The organism is Maribacter huludaoensis, from assembly GCF_029350945.1.
GTDB lineage: Bacteria > Bacteroidota > Bacteroidia > Flavobacteriales > Flavobacteriaceae > Maribacter > Maribacter huludaoensis.
Genome location: NZ_JARKMS010000001.1, coordinates 494,270 through 515,348 on the forward strand (window position 1 = coordinate 494,270; position 21,079 = coordinate 515,348).

At 36.8% G+C, this 21,079-nt stretch carries 17 protein-coding genes; 8 read left to right on the forward strand and 9 right to left on the reverse strand.

The window, feature by feature from the left end:
• Window positions 1-117: 117 nt before the first annotated feature.
• The 6 genes from PXC01_RS02140 to PXC01_RS02165 all read left to right on the forward strand — a co-directional run bounded on the left by PXC01_RS02140 (window position 118) and on the right by PXC01_RS02165 (window position 4,125).
• Window positions 118-654, forward strand: a complete 537-nt coding sequence (locus tag PXC01_RS02140; RefSeq protein ID WP_276470729.1) for a hypothetical protein — start codon at window positions 118-120, stop codon at window positions 652-654.
• Between the two features lie 318 nt (window positions 655-972).
• The gene (locus tag PXC01_RS02145; protein WP_276470730.1) at window positions 973-1,266 is read left to right on the forward strand and encodes a Bor family protein; all 294 of its coding nucleotides are present in this window, start codon (window positions 973-975) and stop codon (window positions 1,264-1,266) included.
• A gap of 60 nt (window positions 1,267-1,326) precedes the next feature.
• Window positions 1,327-1,530: a hypothetical protein gene (locus tag PXC01_RS02150; RefSeq protein ID WP_276470731.1), complete on the forward strand. Its 204-nt coding sequence runs from the start codon at window positions 1,327-1,329 to the stop codon at window positions 1,528-1,530.
• A 192-nt stretch (window positions 1,531-1,722) separates the two neighbouring features.
• Window positions 1,723-2,673, forward strand: coding sequence for an SDR family oxidoreductase (locus PXC01_RS02155; protein WP_276470732.1), 951 nt, complete (start codon window positions 1,723-1,725; stop codon window positions 2,671-2,673).
• A 26-nt stretch (window positions 2,674-2,699) separates the two neighbouring features.
• A complete protein-coding gene (locus PXC01_RS02160) occupies window positions 2,700-3,212 on the forward strand; it encodes a hypothetical protein (RefSeq protein ID WP_276470733.1) in 513 nt (170 codons plus the stop codon).
• A gap of 1 nt (window position 3,213) precedes the next feature.
• The gene (locus PXC01_RS02165) at window positions 3,214-4,125 is read left to right on the forward strand and encodes a helix-turn-helix domain-containing protein (protein ID WP_276470734.1); all 912 of its coding nucleotides are present in this window, start codon (window positions 3,214-3,216) and stop codon (window positions 4,123-4,125) included.
• A 96-nt stretch (window positions 4,126-4,221) separates the two neighbouring features.
• Here the strand turns inward: PXC01_RS02165 and PXC01_RS02170 are convergent, their stop codons facing one another.
• A complete protein-coding gene (locus tag PXC01_RS02170) occupies window positions 4,222-5,562 on the reverse strand; it encodes a sugar porter family MFS transporter (protein ID WP_276470735.1) in 1,341 nt (446 codons plus the stop codon).
• A 115-nt stretch (window positions 5,563-5,677) separates the two neighbouring features.
• Between PXC01_RS02170 and PXC01_RS02175 the strand changes: the two genes are divergently transcribed.
• A complete protein-coding gene (locus PXC01_RS02175; protein ID WP_074670583.1) occupies window positions 5,678-6,388 on the forward strand; it encodes an SDR family oxidoreductase in 711 nt (236 codons plus the stop codon).
• 2 nt (window positions 6,389-6,390) lie between these two features.
• Here PXC01_RS02175 and PXC01_RS02180 read toward each other — a convergent pair whose 3' ends face one another.
• From PXC01_RS02180 to PXC01_RS02195, 4 genes are all read right to left on the reverse strand, one after another.
• Entirely contained in the window at window positions 6,391-9,132 is a 2,742-nt protein-coding gene (locus PXC01_RS02180) for a PD-(D/E)XK nuclease family protein (protein WP_276470736.1), read from the reverse strand.
• 72 nt (window positions 9,133-9,204) lie between these two features.
• The gene (locus tag PXC01_RS02185; RefSeq protein ID WP_276470737.1) at window positions 9,205-10,548 is read right to left on the reverse strand and encodes an OmpA family protein; all 1,344 of its coding nucleotides are present in this window, start codon (window positions 10,546-10,548) and stop codon (window positions 9,205-9,207) included.
• Between the two features lie 113 nt (window positions 10,549-10,661).
• Window positions 10,662-11,855 carry a glycine C-acetyltransferase gene (gene kbl / locus PXC01_RS02190; protein WP_276470738.1) on the reverse strand — a complete coding sequence of 398 codons (1,194 nt, stop codon included), beginning with the start codon at window positions 11,853-11,855 and terminating at the stop codon, window positions 10,662-10,664.
• A 6-nt stretch (window positions 11,856-11,861) separates the two neighbouring features.
• Entirely contained in the window at window positions 11,862-14,957 is a 3,096-nt protein-coding gene (locus tag PXC01_RS02195; RefSeq protein ID WP_276470739.1) for a UvrD-helicase domain-containing protein, read from the reverse strand.
• Window positions 14,958-15,076: 119 nt separating this feature from the next.
• Here PXC01_RS02195 and PXC01_RS02200 point away from each other — a divergent pair, with 119 nt between their 5' ends.
• Complete coding sequence (locus tag PXC01_RS02200) at window positions 15,077-15,685, forward strand: superoxide dismutase (RefSeq protein WP_276470740.1); 609 nt, start codon at window positions 15,077-15,079, stop codon at window positions 15,683-15,685.
• Window positions 15,686-16,750: 1,065 nt separating this feature from the next.
• Here the strand turns inward: PXC01_RS02200 and PXC01_RS02205 are convergent.
• The 4 genes from PXC01_RS02205 to purN form a co-directional block, all read right to left on the reverse strand.
• Window positions 16,751-18,649, reverse strand: coding sequence for an amidophosphoribosyltransferase (locus PXC01_RS02205; protein ID WP_276470741.1), 1,899 nt, complete (start codon window positions 18,647-18,649; stop codon window positions 16,751-16,753).
• 46 nt (window positions 18,650-18,695) lie between these two features.
• Window positions 18,696-19,622, reverse strand: coding sequence for a PfkB family carbohydrate kinase (locus tag PXC01_RS02210; RefSeq protein WP_276470742.1), 927 nt, complete (start codon window positions 19,620-19,622; stop codon window positions 18,696-18,698).
• 114 nt (window positions 19,623-19,736) lie between these two features.
• Window positions 19,737-20,372: a ribonuclease H family protein gene (locus tag PXC01_RS02215; protein WP_276470743.1), complete on the reverse strand. Its 636-nt coding sequence runs from the start codon at window positions 20,370-20,372 to the stop codon at window positions 19,737-19,739.
• Entirely contained in the window at window positions 20,372-20,947 is a 576-nt protein-coding gene (purN, locus tag PXC01_RS02220; protein ID WP_276470744.1) for a phosphoribosylglycinamide formyltransferase, read from the reverse strand. The genes PXC01_RS02215 and purN overlap by 1 nt, the downstream gene beginning before the upstream one ends.
• Window positions 20,948-21,079: the final 132 nt, after the last annotated feature.

Below are 21,079 nucleotides of genomic sequence, written 5' to 3' on the forward strand. Positions count from 1 at the left end.
TAGTATATAGTTTTACTCAAATTAAAAAACAAAAAGACACCGTATTTCTTCTGCAAATGTTGGATAGCGATTTTAAAATTGTACTATAAAAAACCGCTATTAATTTTAAACCTAGCAATGAAAACTCCAATTCTAATAGTAATCCTAATTTTAATTTTCTCCTGCGAACCTAAACGTCTCTTTAAAGATTTAGAGAATAAAGAACAGGTATTCATTGAGCTATCTGCATATGGGTTAGATGAAATACCAAATGAGGTGGGAAAATTAAAGAGTGCAAAAAAATTAGAAATCTACTTGGATAGCGTAGAGGGTTGGACAATTTATCCTCCGCTAAGTGCTATTGATCAATTTATTGACGAACCACCTTTTAGAACAATACCACCTGAATTACTGGAACTTGAAGGTCTTGAGCAATTAACCTTATACGGCTTAGCTATTAAAACATTGCCCAAAGATTTGTACCGACTCAAAAATTTAGAATATCTAGACCTGTCAATGAATAAGTTGACCATATCCGAAGAAATGGCAAAGTTGAAGAAACTTAAGAAATTGAAATGTGTAGAACTTTTCGGTAATAGAGTTAATGAGTTGGAACTAGAAAAATGGAGAACAGAAAATCCAAATCTTCAAATACGGTATGGTGATGAATTCTAAAGAGCGGTACAAATAAGATTTTTAAGTATAAACTACACATTTACATTAACCAACCATAAATAGACATAAGTTAATGAACTAATTTTTCATTCAACACATTAAGCATCAATCACTTAATTTCCCCTGTCTTTTTTTGCATAAAAACTTACGTTCTATTGTAAGAATCTATCCACGTGAAATACTTAACTTTCGCTTTTATATAAGTAGGTACAAATAGTTTTGTTCCCCCAATAAAATTTATGAAATACTATGTAAATACTTCATTGTCAAGGCTCAAAATGAGTAATTATATAAATGTTTAATTTTAAATTTTAAAGAATGAAAAATTCAATGAAAATGATGGCAATAGCTTTTGCTTCATCAATTTTATTAACTTCTTGCTATTCTTACACAAGCGTTGTAGGTAGTGGTGCTCAAGGTAACAGCCAAACAACTGAATGGAACCATTACGTGGTTTACGGTTTGGCTCCTGTAGGTGTTTCTGATTCTAAGGCTATGGCCGGTGGTGCAGAAAACTACACAGTTACTACAAAACAAACATTTGTTAACGGTTTGGTTTCTGCTCTTACTTTTGGTATTTATACACCAACTACTACGACAGTTACTAAATAATTATTTTACAAAAATGGGGGTTGCTATACGGCAACCTCTGTTTTTATGATTTACGTTATCATGAAGAAAATCATCTTTTACATTGCCGCGGTTGTCTCATTTTTTATGTTGATCAATATTGCGAGTATTTTAATTTCTGACTTTAGCAGACTTACCGAATATGGTTTTGGTTACTTGGCCGGTAAAATAATATTGTTCTTCTTTTTCGTTGCCATTGCCTTTATTTTTAGAAAAGAGGTGATACGCCCTAAAGAGATTTCCTAGTAGACAGATTCCCTTCAATCATATGTATTTATTACTATAGCTAAAAAATCCTTTTTAGTTATCATCCCATTATCCCACGAACCAACTAATCCCCACCAAAAAGTACACAACATTCGAAAATGTGTGTAAGTCCTAACGGTATCTTCGCACATACCTTTGTCCTATTCTTTTAGACATTTAAAAATAGGCGATATGAGTACAACACAATTTGGTAAAAAAGGGTGGACCCCAGATAGAATCAAAAGCCTTAAAGGCAAAACATTCCTAATTACCGGTACAACCAGTGGTACTGGTTTTGAGGCGGCAAGAATACTATTGAAAAAAGGAGCTAAGGTGGTCATGCTGAACCGTAACCCCAAAAAGGCTGCCGATACGTTGTCAACCTTAAAACAAGAACTTGGCAATGCCATACCGGTAAGCAATATAGAAATGGACTTGGCATCATTGGCATCGGTTAGGAAAGCTGCAGATGAAATTCTGAAAACCGTACCACAAATAGATGCCCTAATGTGCAATGCCGCCATTGCGCAAGTACCCAAACAAACATTTACGGAAGATGGTTTTGAAAGTCAGTTAGGGGTAAACCATTACGGTAATTTCTTATTGCAGGCTTTGCTGTACCCACGTATAGAAGAATCAAAAGGGCGTATAGTTACCGTGGGCAGTATGGGCTACAATTTGGGTATAAAGACTATACAGTTCAATGATATGAACTGGGACAAGAACTACAGCCCAAACGGCGTGTACAGTCAAAGTAAATTGGCGCAGATCATGACCGTTTATGAATTGCAAGATAGACTTAAGGCGGCGGGCAAAACAGTTGTGAAGTCATACGCATGCCACCCGGGTGCCTCTTCAACATCATTGATCAAGACCAGCGGTAGCTTGTTCACAAGATTTATTTGGCAGATCATGAAATTGACGCCCATGGTACAATCTGCAGAGAAAGGAGCATACCCAGAAATCATGTGTGCCACCGAGCCAGATTTAGATCAATCTGGTTTTTACGGACCAACGGGCAAAAACTATTGGACAGGTCCGGTTGGGGAATGCAAATTAGAACCTCACGCTAAGGACAAACCCGTCATGGAAAAACTGTGGGAGCTTTCAGAAAAGGAAACTGGTGTAACTTGGAATTTGTAAATTAGTTAACGATCAAAATAAGAGAAATGGATATATTAAAAGCGGCAACAGATTGGGCAAAGGCAGAACTATTTTCTACTCCGTTCTTCATGCTGTTCGGTCTGGCATTTTTAGTGGCCAGCTTGGGGTTTTGGCAATTGGGTAAAACAGATATCGCCAGAGCGTATATAATTCCTACATTGGTAGCGGGCAGTTTACTTTTGATCATTGGTGTTGGGTTGTTTTTTACCAATAAATCAAGAATTCCCCAATTTGAAAAAGCCTACCAAACAGATACACCGGCGTTTGTAGCATCAGAATTGGAACGCGCCGAAGCTACCTTAAAAGAATACGATACTATTGTCTTTAAGGCTATACCCATTATAATCATAGCTTGTGCCATAGTACTGTTGTTTGTAAGCACACCGGTTTGGAGAGCAAGTATGATTACTACCATAGCCATGTTGGTCGCTATCCTGTTGGTAGATGGTACCGCCCATGCCAGAATAGATGGGTATAATAAACAATTACAATTGGCAGCTAAAGAAATGAACAAGTAGTATGCAGCATTTTAAAACATTATCGTCCTATATAGCGTATTTGGAACTACCTGGTCCGGAACACCCTATGTTGAGTGTATTTTCGGCATCGGGAGATGGTTTTTTACCTTGCCCTAAAGAAAGTTCGCCACCCATTACCAACGATTGTTATACCATTAGTTTTAAGAAGTTTGTACAGGGCGATCTAAACTATGGTCGTACAACATACGATTTCAATAACGGAGCGCTTTTTTTTATTGCACCAAGGCAAGTATTGCAATGGAACGAGGCAGCGGTGTTTGAACAAAAAGGGTTTTCGATCAGCTTTCACGAGGACTTTTTAAAAGGGACGGAATTGGCGCATCAAATCAAAAAATATGGTTTCTTTTCGTATTCGGTCAATGAGGCATTGCACCTTTCACCAAAAGAAGAAAAGCAGATAGAATCCATTGTCGAGAATATTGAAATTGAATATCAAAACAATCAAGACGAGTTCAGTAAGGACATTATAATATCTCAATTGAGCACTTTGCTGAAATACGCCAATCGATTTTATGAGCGTCAATTTTTAAACAGAAAAGAACTTTCTACGAGTTTGTTAGAACAGTTTAATACGCAGTTGTTAAAGTACGTAGAATCTGGTCAGCTACAGGAAAATGGTATACCTAGCATAGAACAGATTGCCGATAAAATGGCAATTTCGCAACGTTATCTAAGCGACACCTTAAAAAAGGAGACCGGTAAGACCACCACGGAACATTTGCAGTTGTTGTTAATGGATGAAGCAAAGAATATGTTGTTGCATCCCAGTAAAAGTATTGCTGAGGTTGCATATGAGTTGGGTTTTGAATATCCGCATTATTTCTCAAGGTTATTCAAAAAGAAAGAAGGTATTAGCCCAACGGCATATCGTGAGAAATTTAGTGTGAATTAGATAGGTACTTTACCAATAAAGGGAAAAGACTACAAAGCCCTCGTTACATTTGTAATGAGGGCTTTGTAATTGATTTAGGTTTAATAAGATGATGTTTTATTCTTTCACCAATTCCTTGCTCAATTCCTCTAAAGAAACTCCTTTGGTTTCCGGCATTTTGGTCATTGCCCAAATAAGTTGCAATACCATCATTGCACAGAAGAAGTAGTAGATATACCATACCTGGTCTTTTAATACTCCTTCAGTAGCATCTAGGAAAAAGGGAGTGATCAATGTAATGATGGCGGCAAATACCCAATGTACACTAACACCCCAAGACTGCCCGTAAGCACGAACACTGTTAGGGAATATTTCTGATATAAAGACCCATATTACCGCACCTTGCCCAATAGCATGAGAGGCAACAAATGTACAGATGAAGGTAATGGTCATTGTTGATCCTAAATCCATTTGAAAACAGAGCCCCACCATAATTAAACTAATAATGTAACCTATAGAACCAATGATGATCAATTGTCGCCTACCTAATATATCCAATAAGCGAATTCCAATAAAGGTGAATACAAGATTTACGATACCAATGGCGATCGAGTTGAAAAGAGACTCTTTACCGCCCAACCCGGCTTGCTCTAAAATTTCTGGGGCATAATACAGTACAAAGTTGATACCTGATAATTGATTAAAGAACGCTATAAAATAAGCTAGCCAAAGTACTTTTGAGTATTTCTTTTGAAAAAGGCTTTCACTTTTGGTGCTGTGCTGTAAATCTGTTTTTATTTCTGCCAATTGTAGGGCGGCCTTTTCTTTAGAGTGTATAATCTCCAATATTTTTAAGGCACCTGCATCATCCTTTTTGTGTAAGGCCAACCAACGCGGGCTTTCAGGTACGGTAAATACCATTGCGGTGTAAATGAAAGCGGGTATGGCTTCTACACCAAGCATCCAACGCCAATCATTTGCACCATCAAAACCTTTTAATAACCAGTTAGATACAAAGGCGATCAAAATACCGAATACCAACCAAAATTGGTAAAGTCCGCCAAGCTTTCCACGATTCTCCTTAGATGTAATTTCAGAAATGTAAATAGGAGCGGCAACCGAAGAAATACCGACACCTACACCACCAATGAAACGGAATAGGGAAAATGAATATGGATCTTGCGCCAAGGCAGAGCCAAGTGCGGAGACCAGAAATAGAATACCTACCCATAACAGCGTTTTCTTACGCCCTAGGTTTTTGGTGGGAATGCCACCAAAAAGAGAGCCTACTACGGTACCCCAAAGTGCCATACTCATGATAAAGGTGCCATGAAATAAAGGTGATGTGTTCCAAATTTGTTTAATAGGTTCATTTGCGCCGCTGATGACAACGGTATCAAAACCAAATAAAAATCCTGCGAGGGCCACGGTAATGGACCATACGATAATTCTGTTCATTGTTGAGTGTTAAGTTGTACTTAAATATAATAAATGAAAACCGTTAATTCTTAATCTTTAAGAACAAGAAAAAAATATAGGATTTGGTAACTTGTGGTCATCTAAAAATGAAACAATGAAAGATTTAAAAAATAAAGTAGCGTATATAACAGGAGGCACTAAGGGAATAGGTTTTGCAGTAGCGCAAACATTATTGGGTCAAGGCATGAAAGTGGCCATTAGCGGTAGGTCTCAAGAAAGCGTAGATCAGGCGTTAAAAGATTTTAATAACGATGATGTTTTAGGAATTGTATCTAATGTCGCTAAACTTTCAGACGAAGAAAATGCCGTAGCTAAAATAACGGATAAATGGGGACAAGTAGATGTTGTTCTGGCAAATGCCGGTGTTGGTAATTTTGCACCCATAGATGAAATGACCGAAGAACAATGGCATCAAATGATAGATGTAAACCTTAGTGGTGTTTTTCATACTCTAAAGGCATCTGTAGCGTCCCTGAAGAAAACAGAAGGTTATTATATTACCCTAGCAAGTTTGGCAGGTACCAATTTTTTTGCTCAAGGTGCTGGGTATAATGCATCAAAATTTGGTGTGGTAGGCTTTACACAAGCTGCAATGTTAGATCTTAGACAGTACGGTATAAAAGTATCTACCATAATGCCGGGTTCTGTGGCAACACATTTTAACCATAATGAGCCAGGTGATAAAGATGCATGGAAAATTCAACCAGAGGACATTGGTGAATTGGTGTTAGATCTTTTACAAATGAACGAAAGAACCTTACCTAGTAAAATAGAGGTTAGGCCAACAAGACCGGACAAGAAATAGTATTACACTTCTTTCTCTGTAAAAGGAATGTCGGCATTACAGATTTCTGTAATTAACTGACCAAGTATCTGCTCGAAATCAGAAATGACCTCATTGGTAATAAGGTGATTTTTGGGTCCTCGGGCAGTTTCTTTTTGTGCGAACAGCAACGTACCATCCGCAAAATTCTTTAAAGAGATAATACCTGCTTGAATGGTTAAGTTATCTGCAGGATGCATTTTAAAAAACATTAATCCGTAGCAAAGCAATTGAAATGCCTTGCTAAATTGATAATCTTCGGTAAGTACGTCCCAATCCATTAATTCAACATTTCGTCGTTCTACCTTACCTGTTTTGTAATCTATGATACGGGTAACGCCATCAAATTCATCAACACGGTCTAATTTTCCTTTTAATGTAATGGGGAAGTCTAAACCGGTAATTTCCAAGGGTACTGATAGTGACTGTTCCAGTGCAATTATTTTAATGCTATGGTCTTTAATAGCGGTTATTTCCGCATCTATAAATGTTTGAATATACTTGAGGATGACATGAAAAGAAATATAGTTTTTACCAGAACTGATGTGCCCTTCCTTGTACGTTTTTTCAAAGTTACGTGCTACCGAGGTGGTTACATTTTTACGGATATCGTTTAAAGACTCTATCGTAAGGGTTGTGCCAACTAAAGGGGTGTACAACTCTTCTAAGCTATCATGGACAATAGTACCAAAAGTATTGGGGGCAAGGGTTTCTTCAACCTGCATGGCCTCATTGATGTTCAATAGATTCTGCCTATAGAAATCAATTGGGTTTCTAATGTAATTACTCAATGAACTAGGTGAAAACCCTTTTCTAGCTTTTTCCTGAATAAGTTCTAGTAAGCTCTTTGTTTTTTCAACTTGTTGTATATTTTTGGTAATAGGCTGTATAGTGGGCGTGCCAATGAAAGATTTTATATCCGTTCTATTGTCGTCGGTCAATAATTGGGTAATTAATCTGCTACGTTCACCACCTTCCAAGGCATCTGGTTCTGTATTGTAAAGAATATATACGTTTTTGGCGCGTTGCAATAATCGATAAAAGTGATAGGTATATACAGCGTCTTTCTCTTTGTAGGTAGGTAATCCGTTTTTGATTTTCAGGTCGAAAGGAATAAACGAATTATTAGATTTCCCCGATGGTAATACTCCCTCGTTAACTGAAGTAATAATAATGGTTTCAAAATCTAACAACCTACTTTCCAACATCCCCATAATCTGAATGCCTTCTATGGGGTTTCCTTGAAAGTCCAGAGTTTCTGAACTCAATAATTGGCTGAACAGATGTTTAAGGCTTTTAAGGTTGTTGATATAAGTAAAGTTGGTACAAAGATCTTTTAGTTGGTTAAATAAGGTAAAGAATTTATAAAGTTGTTCTAATAACAGGGAATTCTGTTGTACTAGTTCTATAGTTCTAATGGCTTGAACTAGTGCAAGAAAATTATCCAATAGCGTGTGGGGGTTATTCTTTACATCTTCAAAAAGTAAGTGAATAGCCGTATTTTCAGATAGTAGTTCGCGTATTTGTGTATAGGAAATGTAAGACCAATTATTTGTTTTGATATTTGAAACCAAGCGCTCTGTAGAGACCTCGTTGGCATCAAATAAAAGAACTGCATACGAATGTGTCAACAGATTCAATAAATGCTTGTAAAACCATCCTTTTTCGGTTTTTTGTTCATGAAACTCTATAAGGTTGGTAAAAAAGCTTGCCAATGTGGTAGATTCCAATTTTTGACCCATGGTAATGTTCGTGGCAGGAATAGTATCAGGTATTGAATTCAGTAACGGATTCAACAGCTCTTCATTACCAAGTACAATTGCAGCGTTACGTAATGCATCTGGAGATTCGTCTTGAATTTTACTCAGCAAATTACCAACGTAGTTTACTTGTGAAACATTTTTAGGTACACCAATAATCTCAATATTCTTTTTTGTATTGTAGTAATTGGTGAGTCCTGCCAAGGGTTTGTCCTTTAGAACATTCCAAGTTTTTTGATAGTTACGTATAAAATAACCAGCATCATGTATGTTGTCTTGCAGAAAATAAGGGTCTATGTCCCAATATATTGAAGCATCTGTCTTTTCTAAAATAGTCTGTATAAGAATACTCTCTGCGGTGTTAAGGGCGTTAAAGCCCATAAATACATGTTTTTTAGTAGTGCTATCCAGGTAATTTGGTAATTCAGAAACAGAGGTTTTGTAAATGAGTCCTTGGTGACCCAGTCCTTGTTCTAGCAAACGGTTGTTAAATTGATGATATATACCTTCTAAATACCTCCAGAAATGAAGGTAGTTTTCAATCATTTCAGAATTATCGGTATTTAATGACCAATGGTTGACTTCTTGTATAGCGGCAACATTTTGGTATAAGGTAGATGCGTTGACCAAGTAGCGGTCCACTTCATTAAAATCTTGTAATAGTATTTGTCCCCATTTTAAGAAAGAATCGAAAGATTCTTTTTCATAATCGCCAACTTTTAAATAGGCGTTGTAGAGTTCAAATAATTGTGTTGTAGTATTTGCGGTAACCAGATTGGAAACCTTTTCTATAAAATCTTCTATGCTGTAGATTTCAGGCGCAAGTACGGTCTTGGTAAGTGATTGTGATAATATTTTTTTAAGGAAAACACCGGCACGTTTACTGGGTAGTATAAAAACTACGTTACCCGTATTGGGGTTATTCTTGATTACTTCTTGTACTACATCTTTTATAAAGCTCTGCATGTGGTAAAAATAAAAAAGCTCCGCAATATTGCGGAGCTTTTATTTATTAAAACACTTAGGTTTTTATTAAACTTATTTTACTAAGTTAATTTCTACCCTTCTGTTTTGAGCTCTACCAGCTCTTGTATTGTTTGTAGCCATTGGCTTAGACTCACCGTAACCTACAGCAGATAATCTAAACTCTTCAATTCCTTTGTCTACTAAGAATTCTTTTACAGAAAGAGCTCTTGACTCAGAAAGGCTTTGGTTTAATTTTTCGCTACCTACGCTGTCAGTATGACCTTCAACAGTAAACTTAGCGTTAGGGTATTCTTTAAGGATTGTGATAATGTCAACCATTACAGAAGTAGACTCAGCTTTGATAGAAGATTTACCAGTATCAAATAAGATAGTTCTAGCGTAATCGTTCAATTGCTTTTGAACTTCTTCAGTTACTTCAGGACAACCAGCGTTAGCTACTGTACCAGCAACATCTGGACATTGATCATCTTTGTCAAGTACACCGTCACCGTCTTTATCAGCCCAAGGACAACCTTTGTTTTCAGCAGGACCAGCTTCAGAAGGACAAGCGTCATCTTTATCGGCAACACCGTCACCATCAGCATCAGGACAACCAGCTAAAGCAGTAAGACCAGCTTCGTTAGGACAAGCATCATCTTTATCGGCAACACCGTCACCGTCAGCATCAGGACATCCGTTCATTTCTTTAGAACCAGCTTCGTTAGGACAAGCATCTTTGCTGTCTTCTATACCGTCACCGTCAGAATCTGGACAACCGTTGAATGCTTCAAGACCAGCAACTTCTGGACAAGCATCATCTTTATCGTAGATACCGTCACCGTCAGTATCAGTACCACCAAATTTAACTGAGATACCAGCTAAGTGTTGGAAATGTTTTACACCGTAATCTTCGAAAGCATGCTTGTAAGAAGATTGTAAAGTAAGACCTAAGTTCTCAGTGAACCAGATGTTCAAACCAAGACCACCGTTTACAGTTCCAGCTCCAATTTCATCAACCCAAGTGTAACCACCACCGATCTCTACGAAAGGATCGATTACAGTTTGTCTTTTGATCAAATCATATTTTATTGTACCATCTATAGCGTAGTGAGATAAATCGTCAACGCTAGTATCACCTAATTTGCTGATTTTGTTAAGAGAACCTCTAGCACCAACAGAGAAACCATCTCCTATTGACTTAGATACTCCTATGTAAGATATAGAAGGTAAAATGTTCCAGTGATCGTTCACATTGAAGAATTCGTTACCGAAAGAACTTACATCCGAAGTTGGATATACGTCAATGGCATTAACCCCAAATTGCACTTGCCAAGGGTTATTCTCGTCTTGCGCTTGTATGCTGTTGATACCTACAACAAGTAGGGCAACCGCCAATAATTTGCTAAGATGTTTCATGTATTAAATTTTAAGTTTAAGTGTTTATTAGCTGCAAATGTAACTTGTTAAATATTATTAACAAAATCAATTTCCTATTTTTTTTAATGCATTTAATAGATTAAATATTGCATTTAAACGATTTTTAGCTCTTTTCCAACCTCCGTAAATGCCTTGATGGCGGCATCTAAATGTTCTTTGGTATGAGCCGCAGATAGTTGTACTCTTATACGTGCCTTGCCTTTTGGTACTACCGGATAGAAAAACCCGATAACATAAATTCCCTTTTCCAATAATTTGTTCGCCATATCTTGTGATAACTTGGCATCGTACAACATTACGGGTACAATAGCGGAATCTCCGTCAACAATGTCAAACCCTGCGTTTTTAATGCCTTCTTTAAAGTATGCAGTATTTTCTTGCAACGTATCTCTCAAAGAAGTGTCGTTCTCTAACATATCAAATACCTTTATAGATGCCCCTACAATTGCCGGAGCCAAAGAATTTGAAAACAGGTACGGTCTAGACCTCTGTCTAAGCAAGGTTATAATTTCTTTTTTACCCGTAGTGTATCCGCCCATGGCGCCACCTAGTGCCTTGCCCAAGGTTCCAGTAATAATGTCTATTCTGCCCATTACTCCTTTTTCCTCTAAGGTTCCTTTTCCCTTTTCGCCTATGAAACCGGTGGCATGGCATTCATCGATCATAACCAAGGCATCATACTTATCGGCCAGATCGCAAATTTGATCTAGCGGAGCTACAATACCGTCCATAGAGAATACACCGTCAGTAACAATGATTTTAAATCGTGCGCCGTCTTCGTTTGCTTTTATCAACTGCGCTTCTAGGTCTGCCATATCACTATTGCTATATCTATAGCGTTTCGCTTTACATAAACGTACACCATCTATGATTGAGGCATGGTTCAATGAATCTGAAATGATTGCATCTTCTGCAGTAAGTAAAGGTTCAAATACGCCGCCATTGGCATCGAAGGCCGCAGCATACAAAATGGTATCTTCGGTACCGTAGAAATGAGCAATCTTTTGTTCCAAAGTTTTGTGAATATCCTGGGTGCCACAGATAAAACGAACAGAAGACATACCAAAGCCATGCGTATCCATAGCATCTTTGGCCGCTTGTATAACTTCTGGGTGAGATGAAAGGCCCAAATAGTTGTTGGCACAGAAGTTTATTACCTCTTGTCCGGTGTCTATTTTAATAACGGCATCTTGTGGAGAGACAATAACCCGTTCTTCTTTAAAGAGACCGTCGTTTTTAATGTTCTCAATTTCTTGCTGTAAATGTTGCTTGATTTTTCCGTACATATTCCTTTATATATAATCTAATTCTATTTCTGTATTAATGTATACAATAATTTTATGATCGATCGTGTAGCCCATATTTGAAAAACTCTGGGCATATGCATTTATCTGTTGATGATATTTAGGGCTTTGTTCCCCGGTTTTATAGTCAATAATGGTAGCATGATTGTTTTTTAAAACGACCCTGTCCGGTCTTTGAACATTACCATCTGCCAGTAATAGGTCTCGTTCATTTAATACCTCTACATCATTTTGGTAAAATTGCGTCAAATTTTTATGAAAGATGACCTTTTTTACAATTTCCTTAATACCGTTAACTTCTTGTTCTTTGATCAATCCTTTTTGTAGCGCCATTTGTACAGCTCTATCTAAATCGGCAGTAGTGTAGATAACACTTAATATATAATGTATTACGTTACCTTGGTTAAGGGCTACATCCAGGCCTTCGTCCCATAAAGTACCTGCCAGGGCAAGAATCTTAAAATCTGGTCTATCTTTATTGGTATATATATAAGGTATAGTTAACTGGTCTGTACTAGTTTGCTGTTTAGAAGTTTTTGGCATAAATACGCCAAAGTCATATGTTAGTTGATCTTGTTGATATTCACCAATACTTTTAAGGAAATGAATGAATAACCCAGAATAGTAATTGGTATTGTGTTCTCCTTTTTTATCAAGTTTATTGGCACTTATAATATATAGGGCATTGACCGCTCTGGTAAGAACTACATATAATAGGTTGAAAGCATCTAATTGTAATTTCTGATGGTCTATTTCATACAGCAAAGATTCCATTTCGCCATATTCTTGAACTTCTTGCTTTTTATTGATAAGTACTTCTGAAAAACCAAGAAACTCTTCTTTGTTTACCGGAAGCCATAATTTAGGGTCAATTTCTTCGAACACATTTGAATCGGCATACGGAAAAATAACAACCGGAAATTCTAGTCCTTTAGATTTGTGAATGGTCATGATCTGTACCGATTCCATATTTTCTGGCGTACTGATACTTGCCGAGTTTCCTTTCTTGTCCCAATAATCTAAAAATGATTGCATATCTGAACCATATTTTTGTTCAACGTCAAAAACAAGGTCCATAAAAGCGGAAAGGTGTGCGTCTGAAGTAGGAATAAGGTCAAAAGTTTTAATGGCATAAGCCAATCCGTCAAAAACCGAGGCTTGCCTTAGCTTAGAAGCATTGAACCCGTATGCTTCTAATAAGTGTTCATCTAGCTTTTCTAGGTTTTCATAGATATAGGCATGTTTGTCTTTTTTTCCTTCAGATAGAAAATTCAAAATCTCATATTGGATCTCTAGCTCCGTAGGCTGGACCATATACCGAATAAGCTGCACCAAGAAAATAGCTTTGGCACTTTCACTGAGCAGTAATGAATCTGAAGAAACAACGGGTATTTCATGCTGCATTAAAAAATCTGCCAGTACCAGGCCATGCTTTTTCTTTCTTATGATAATACAGATGTCGCTATAGGTATACCCATTTTCCAGGCATTGTTGAATTGTTGCCAACGTACTTGCTGCGTACTCTTCATCAGTATCTTCTTCCAATAATGAGATTTGTACATAGCCACCTTCTTTTTGGTTGGTTTCTTGTGTGTTGCCAATTTTAAAGAATTCTTGGTAAATGTCGTTTTCTAAAAACGGACTAATACTTTGAAAGAAGTTATTGTTGAAGTTAATGACTTCTGAGTAGCTTCTATAGTTTTTGGGTAAGGTAACAAGATCGGATTGTACTGTAAACGGATGGCTTTGGTGTGTTGCCAATTCTAGAAATTGTTCTGCTTTGCCACCACGCCATCTGTAAATGGCTTGTTTGGGGTCGCCAACCAAAAATAAAGATCCGGTACTACCAAGTTCATCTTCGCCCTCCATGGCATTGCCGATCAACGGAATAAGATTTTCCCATTGCATTTGCGAAGTATCTTGAAATTCATCAATAAAATAATGACGGTATTTTTCGCCGAGTCTTTCGTAAATGAACGGAGCTGGTTGATCTTTGACCTCTTTGGCAATAAGTGTGTTAAATTCTGAAATAGACAATTGGTCTTTTTCTTCTTGAATGATTTTCAGCTCTTTTTGAATAGCATTTAAAAGTGCAAATGGAACAATGTTTCTATTGATGTTTGAATATAACCCCCTTTTGTAAATAAGCTCTTTTATGCCTTGATAGTTATGAAGTAATTGCGGGGCTAGATCATCTGGTACATTTTTAACCGTTGCTTTTACTATTTTTCCATCAGTTAAATTATCCCCTAGTTTATTATTGTAAAGTTGGGTAGGCGTAAAGTTGCCGGCAATTATCTTTTTAAAGTGGTTAGGCAATGTTTCCCTGGGGAAATCTTTAAAGTCTAATCCAGATGCGGTGATAGTATCTATAGAAGCGCTGGCAAGTTCAACAATACGCTTCTCCAGATTTTTGTTTTGTTTTTTTAGATGGCTTTGTAATTTTAAGAAGTCGCTTAATTCAACATCTTTTAATTGTTTAAAATGTTCTGCGTTGTTTTCGTCGAATATGAGCTTTCCTATTTTTAAAAGATCAAATCCAATATCCCAACTACGGTCATCTTCAATTTTTTCAAGGGCAAAATCTAGCAGTACTTTGGTAAATTCAGGATCTTCGCCTGCTTTACTGATTACGCGCTCAACCGCTTCTTGTAATAGTAGGTCCACATCTAGTACCACTTCAAAATTCTGAGGAATCTTTAAATCTTTCGCAAAGGTTCTAATAAGCCTATGGGTAAACTTATCAATGGTAGAAATGTCAAAAAAAGCGTAGTTATGCAAAATTTGCTTTAATCGCAGTTTACTTAGGGCAGGAAGTTCTTCAAAGGTATAATCGGTTTCATTTAATATGTCGTTGAATAATGGATTTGCATTTTCAACAGACGTAGTGTTGGCAAATTCGAACAAACTGTTCAATATTCTGTGCTTCATTTCATTTACCGCTTTATTGGTAAATGTAATGGCCAATATCTTTCTGAAATTTTGAGGAGAAGCCAGTATAATTTTCAAGTATACCTTGGCAAGGGCATAGGTTTTGCCGGATCCCGCAGAAGCATTGTATATGGTAAAAGAATTACTTGACACAGATTTTTACCGCAAATTAAGGAATCCTGTACAGTTCTTAACAAATTATTACGTGAATATAAATGTTAAAATCCGTAACTTTGAAATACTATTAATATTAATCTAAAAACACATAAATTATGGCTTTTGAACTACCAAAATTGCCTTACGCTTATGATGCTCTTGAGCCTCATATTGATGCTAGGACAATGGAAATACATCATACAAAACATCACAACGGATATACAAGTAAGTTAAATGCCGCTATTGAAGGTACAGACTTAGATGGTAAATCTATAGAAGATATTTTAACTGGTTTGGATATGAGTAACGGTGCTGTTAGAAATAATGGCGGTGGATTTTATAACCACTCATTATTCTGGACAATTTTATCATCAAACGGTGGCGGAAAGCCAAGTGGGGAATTAGCAGCTGCAATTGATAGTGCTTTTGGTTCTTTTGAAGAATTCAAAAATAAATTTACTGCAGCGGCAGGTACTAGATTTGGTTCTGGATGGGCATGGTTATGTGTTCATGAAGGGGGTAAAGTAGAAGTTTGTTCTACGCCTAATCAAGACAATCCTTTAATGCCAGGTGTTGAATGTGGAGGCCAACCTATCTTAGGATTAGATGTTTGGGAGCATGCATATTACTTAAATTACCAAAATAAGAGACCAGAATATATTGAAGCTTTTTTCAATATCATTAACTGGGACGAAGTATCTAAAAGATACGCTAATAACAAATAAGATAGTATAGTAATTCCTAACTATCTTGTAGGAAACCACTTATGAAATTTTCATGGGTGGTTTTTTTGTTTTTAAAATAGAAAAGGGCGGAGAAGTCTCCACCCTTTTCGTCCCAAATCTTACCATAAACTTAACCTACTTATGCTATGGCGAGACTAAATTACTGGTATTGAGTAAATAAAAAAAGGATTTTTATGAAAAAAATCAACTTTTATTTATGTGCTGATGTTTTTACAGGTGTGGGCTATAAGGGGTAACTAGCTGTTTTATAAGCCAATTGGTATAAAATAAAAAGACGAAGCATAGCTCCGTCTTTTCCCCAAATCTTACCATGAACTTAACCTACTTATGCTATGGTCCTGTAAATATATATGTGTTCATTGTTTTACAAAAAGCTAATCGTTGTACTTCACAAACTTAGGTTGTAATACTGGAATAAGATATTAAGGATGTTTTTTAGTGTTGAGGATGTAGCAGAATTTGATGTAAAATAAAAAGACGAAGCATAGCTCCGTCTTTTCCCCAAATCTTACCATGAACTTAACCTACTTATGCTATGGTTCTGTAAATATATATGCGCTCATTGTTTTATAAAAAGCTGATCGTTGTATGTCACAAACTTAGGTTGTACTACTAGATTTAATAATTGTGGGTGTTTAAGTATTTTGGTGGAGATAGCAATTGGTATAAAATAAAAAGACGGAGCATAGCTCCGCCTTTTTCCCCAAATCTTACCATGAACTTAACCTACTTATGCTATGGTTCCGTAAATGTAATAGGCTTTTTAAGAAATTTAAAAGGTATTGGCTGAACGTCTTTTAATAACGTTAAAGAGGCTAATGTGAAGAATTGGATTACAATACGGTAGTCTCCTAAATGTCCTAAAATAAAAAAGGCGGAGAAAACTCCACCTTTTTTGCCCCAAATCTTACCATGAACTTAACCTACTTATGCTATGGTAGCTTTAAAAGTAAAGAGGGTTAAGCCAATTCGACCATCCAGTCGATAAAATACCATTATCATCGATGAAATACATGAATTGAATGTATTTCATCGAAATATTATTTAATATGCGCGTTCATTGTTGCCTTCATAGAAATTGATAAATGCTCTGTTGACCACTCTATTTCCACCCGGGGTAGGGTAATTACCGGTAAAATACCAATCTCCCAAATTTTTAGGACAGGCTTCATGTAAGTTTTCAATAGTTTGGTAAATAATAGAAACTTCTGCGTTTATCCCTTCAGGACTTAATAGTTCTCCTGTTTTCTTAGAAATTTCCTTGGCGCTAAAAGGAGCATAGAATTCTTTCACGTAGTTAATGACGTCATTATCATGGCTATTGACTTGGGTCAAACATTTTTGATAGATTTCTTCCACAATATGCATGGAGTTATTGTCTTCATGCAAAGCCAATGCTGCTTTAAACGCTATAAAGTCCTCTAATTTTGCCATGTCTATACCATAACAATCCGGATATCTAATTTGTGGTGCCGATGATACCACGATTATCTTCTTAGGTGATAGCCTATCCAATATTCTTAGTATACTCTTTTTAAGTGTTGTACCACGAACTATGCTATCATCTATAATAACTAGGTTATCACCTTTTTTTACAGAACCATAAGAAATGTCATATACATGGGCAACTAGATCATCCCTACTACTATCTTGCGTAATAAAGGTTCTTAGCTTGGCATCTTTAATGGCTACTTTTTCAATTCTTGGACGAACCTCTAGTATTTCATGAAGTTGCTCGCCGGTAATTGCAGGACCTAATGCAAGTATTTGTTCTTCTTTTTTCTGGTTCAAATAGTTTTGGGCCTCTTTTACCATACCGTAAAAAGAAGTTTCTGCAGTATTTGGTATATAAGAGAATACAGTGTTCTTGATATCCTCATTTATAGATTCCAATATCTGTGGAAATACCAATTTACCTAAAGCTTTACGTTCTTGGTAAATCTCCTTATCACTACCTCTAGAAAAGTAAATACGTTCAAAAGAACATGCTTTGCGTTCTTTAGGTTCCTGAATTTGGTGAATGGCACTGGTACCGTTCTTTTTAATGATAATGGCGGCACCAGGGTCAAGTTCTTTTACCTCTTCATAAGGTACGTTGAATACCGTTTGTATAGCAGGTCTTTCTGAGGCCACTACAACAACTTCATCATCCCTGTAATAATAAGCGGGTCTAATACCACTAGGATCCCGCAAGACAAAAGCATCACCATGGCCTAACAAACCTGCCATGGCATAACCACCATCAAAATTCTTGGCGGCCCTTTTTAATATCTTGTAGACCTTTAAACGTTCTGCAATAATGGGCGAAGCTTGTTGTTTGGTATATCCTTCTTTTTTTATCTGCTTATATAGTTTAGCAACGGCATCATCAAGGAAATGACCTATTTTCTCCATTACCGTAACGGTATCTGCCATTTCTTTAGGATGCTGGCCAAGTTGAACCAGGTTGTCAAAAAGCTCATGAACATTGGTCATATTAAAATTACCGGCAACAATTAAGTTACGGTGCATCCAGTTGTTCTGTCTTAAAAAAGGATGAACGCTCTCAATGCTATTTTTGCCAAAAGTACCATAACGCACATGGCCTAAAAGAAGTTCACCTATATAAGGTATGTTCTTTTTTTGCAAGGCAACATCATGCTCATACTCCGGATGCTCTTTCATCTCGGTATTGATACGATCATTAATTTGTGCAAAAATGTCCTGTATAGGCTGTTGCTGACAAGAACGAACACGGCTCATGTAGCGTTCCCCTGCTTTTACATCTAATTTAATGCTGGCAAAACCTGCACCGTCTTGACCACGGTTATGTTGTTTTTCCATCATTAAGTACATTTTATTTACACCATAAAATGCTGTTCCATACTTTTCCTTGTAATACTCTAAAGGTTTTAATAACCGTATTACAGAAATACCACACTCATGCTTAATTGCGTCACTCATTGTTTTTGGTATTAAAAAAACCCCAAAATATTTTGGGGCTAGGGGATTATTGTAATTCTATGTCAAACTGGGTCAATTTTTTGAACTGATGCAGTCTTTCTCTAATTTCTTTTCGGTCTAACTGCAACATTCTTTCCGCTCCAAATTTCTCTACACTAAAGGATGCCAGATTAGAACCGTGTATAATTGCCTTTTTCATATTCTCAAAAGAGCTATCTCCGCTTGCTGCCAAATAGCCTGAAAAACCTCCGGCAAAGGTATCTCCGGCACCAGTAGGATCAAATACTTCTTCTAAAGGTAACGCCGGTGCAAAAAAGATCTGGTCTTCATTGAACAAAAGTGCGCCATGCTCTCCTTTTTTGATCACTACATACTTAGGGCCCATGGTAAAAATCTTTTGCGCAGCCTTAACCAAGGAATATTCACCGGTTAATTGTCTGGCCTCTTCATCATTAATGGTTATTACATCTATATGTTTAATAACGTTTATTAAATCATCTAAAGCATTGTCCATCCAAAAATTCATGGTATCCAATACTATTAGTTTTGGTCGCTTTTTCATCTGGTTGATTACACCCATTTGAACAATTGGGTGAAGATTACCAAGCATAACCACATCTGCATCGTTATAACTTTCCGGTACAACAGGGTTGAAGTCCTCTAAAGTATTTAACTCCGTTACCAAGGTGTCTCTGGTATTTAAGTCGTTGTGGTATTTTCCTTTCCAGTAAAAGGTTTTACCGCCTTCAACAATTTCCAAGGCAGAAATGTCAATACCGCGATCGGTTAAAAGGTCTAAATATTCTTTAGGCATGTCATCACCTACAATAGAAATGATAGCTGAATCAACATCAAATTGAGATGCCGCTAAGCCAATATAGGTAGCTGCGCCGCCCAATATTTTATCCGTTTTACCAAAAGGAGTTTCTATTGCATCAAAAGCGACAGTACCTACTATTAAAAGCTTGCCCATAAATGTGAAAAAATTTAAGCTGCAAATATACGATTTTGATAAGCTAATTAAAACGGTTTATGGAATACAAATTGTAATAGTTATCAAAGGCGAATTGTTGATATAAAATGCCAATTATTTCCTACCAAAATCAGCAGGAATTTCTCCCCAGGCTTTCGTCTCCCATTTTACAATAACGGTAGTATAGGTGTTCTTCTTAAGCCAATCTTCAGCCCTTGTTATAAGTTCAAAAAGATTTTTATTTTTAGTAGATGCCGTTAGCTTGGTATTGCATTTCTTTTTTCGCACCCAGCTCATTGCGGTTCTGGAATCTGTGTAGATAATACGATCGCTATTTCGTTCTTTTAAAAATGCCAGTCCGTGCACCAAGGCTAAAAACTCCCCAATATTATTGGTGCCTTGCGGAAAAGGACCCTGTTTAAATAATTTTTTACGTGTTTTGGTGTCTACACCCTGATATTCCATAACGCCGGGGTTACCGCTAGAAGCAGCATCAACAGAAATGGAATGATAATTTGGCAGGCCTATTTTTGAAAGTTCTTCTTTGGATAAAGTAGATGTTGTTTTTTTCTTTCCCTTAAAATCTGCGTAAGTACTGTTATATGCCTTTTTGGCTACCTCAAAGGATTCAAATGATTTGTATTCGGCACCGGCATGGCCGTCAATGGATTTTTTACATTCTTTCCATGTTTCATAAATACCCGGCTTTTTACCCTTCCAAACAACATAAAACTTTTTCTTTTTACCCATTACTGTTTAGATAATAATTCGTCTATGACCTTTGGAAAAAATTCATATTCCAACAGGTGTACTTTTGATGCGATATCCTCAGGCGAATCTTTTGGATCTACTACGGTTTTTGCCTGTTGTATAATAGCGCCCTCATCATAATGTGCATTAACGTAATGGATGGTAACACCGGTTTCTGTCTCTTTGGCCTCTTTCACGGCATTATGAACATGCATACCGTACATGCCTTTGCCGCCGTATTTTGGTAGTAGGGCAGGGTGTATGTTTATAATCTTATTGGGGAAGGCATTGGTAATGGCTTCGGGTATTTTCCATAGAAAGCCGGCCAACACTATTAGGTCGGGTTTTAATGAGCGTAGCATATCTAGAATAAAATTACTCTTTGTAAATGCTTGCCTGTTAAAAAATAAGGCATTGATTTCAAGTCTGTTACAGCGTTCAATGACTTTGGCATCGCTTTTGTTGGTAAGTACACAGCATATAGTAACATCTTTGCGAAGCTTAAAATAATTGGCAATGTTTTCAACATTAGATCCAGAACCTGAGGCAAAAAGAATAATTTTCTTGGTTTTCAATAGAAAGGGTCTTTAATAAGATAACGAACAATGAAATTAAGTTTGGCAAATAAAGCAAATTTAAAGCTTGTCAGAATTTAGAAAAAAACGATTAACTAGTATAGTTCTAATACCTCACTACTTTTCAATACC

Coding starts and splice junctions, on each gene's coding strand:
- PXC01_RS02140 (WP_276470729.1), top strand. CDS start 118: ATGAAAACTCCAATTCTAATAGTAATCCTAATTTTAATTTTCTCCTGC.
- PXC01_RS02145 (WP_276470730.1), top strand. CDS start 973: ATGAAAAATTCAATGAAAATGATGGCAATAGCTTTTGCTTCATCAATT.
- PXC01_RS02150 (WP_276470731.1), top strand. CDS start 1,327: ATGAAGAAAATCATCTTTTACATTGCCGCGGTTGTCTCATTTTTTATG.
- PXC01_RS02155 (WP_276470732.1), top strand. CDS start 1,723: ATGAGTACAACACAATTTGGTAAAAAAGGGTGGACCCCAGATAGAATC.
- PXC01_RS02160 (WP_276470733.1), top strand. CDS start 2,700: ATGGATATATTAAAAGCGGCAACAGATTGGGCAAAGGCAGAACTATTT.
- PXC01_RS02165 (WP_276470734.1), top strand. CDS start 3,214: ATGCAGCATTTTAAAACATTATCGTCCTATATAGCGTATTTGGAACTA.
- PXC01_RS02170 (WP_276470735.1), bottom strand. CDS start 5,562: ATGAACAGAATTATCGTATGGTCCATTACCGTGGCCCTCGCAGGATTT.
- PXC01_RS02175 (WP_074670583.1), top strand. CDS start 5,678: ATGAAAGATTTAAAAAATAAAGTAGCGTATATAACAGGAGGCACTAAG.
- PXC01_RS02180 (WP_276470736.1), bottom strand. CDS start 9,132: ATGCAGAGCTTTATAAAAGATGTAGTACAAGAAGTAATCAAGAATAAC.
- PXC01_RS02185 (WP_276470737.1), bottom strand. CDS start 10,548: ATGAAACATCTTAGCAAATTATTGGCGGTTGCCCTACTTGTTGTAGGT.
- kbl (WP_276470738.1), bottom strand. CDS start 11,855: ATGTACGGAAAAATCAAGCAACATTTACAGCAAGAAATTGAGAACATT.
- PXC01_RS02200 (WP_276470740.1), top strand. CDS start 15,077: ATGGCTTTTGAACTACCAAAATTGCCTTACGCTTATGATGCTCTTGAG.
- PXC01_RS02205 (WP_276470741.1), bottom strand. CDS start 18,649: ATGAGTGACGCAATTAAGCATGAGTGTGGTATTTCTGTAATACGGTTA.
- PXC01_RS02210 (WP_276470742.1), bottom strand. CDS start 19,622: ATGGGCAAGCTTTTAATAGTAGGTACTGTCGCTTTTGATGCAATAGAA.
- PXC01_RS02215 (WP_276470743.1), bottom strand. CDS start 20,372: ATGGGTAAAAAGAAAAAGTTTTATGTTGTTTGGAAGGGTAAAAAGCCG.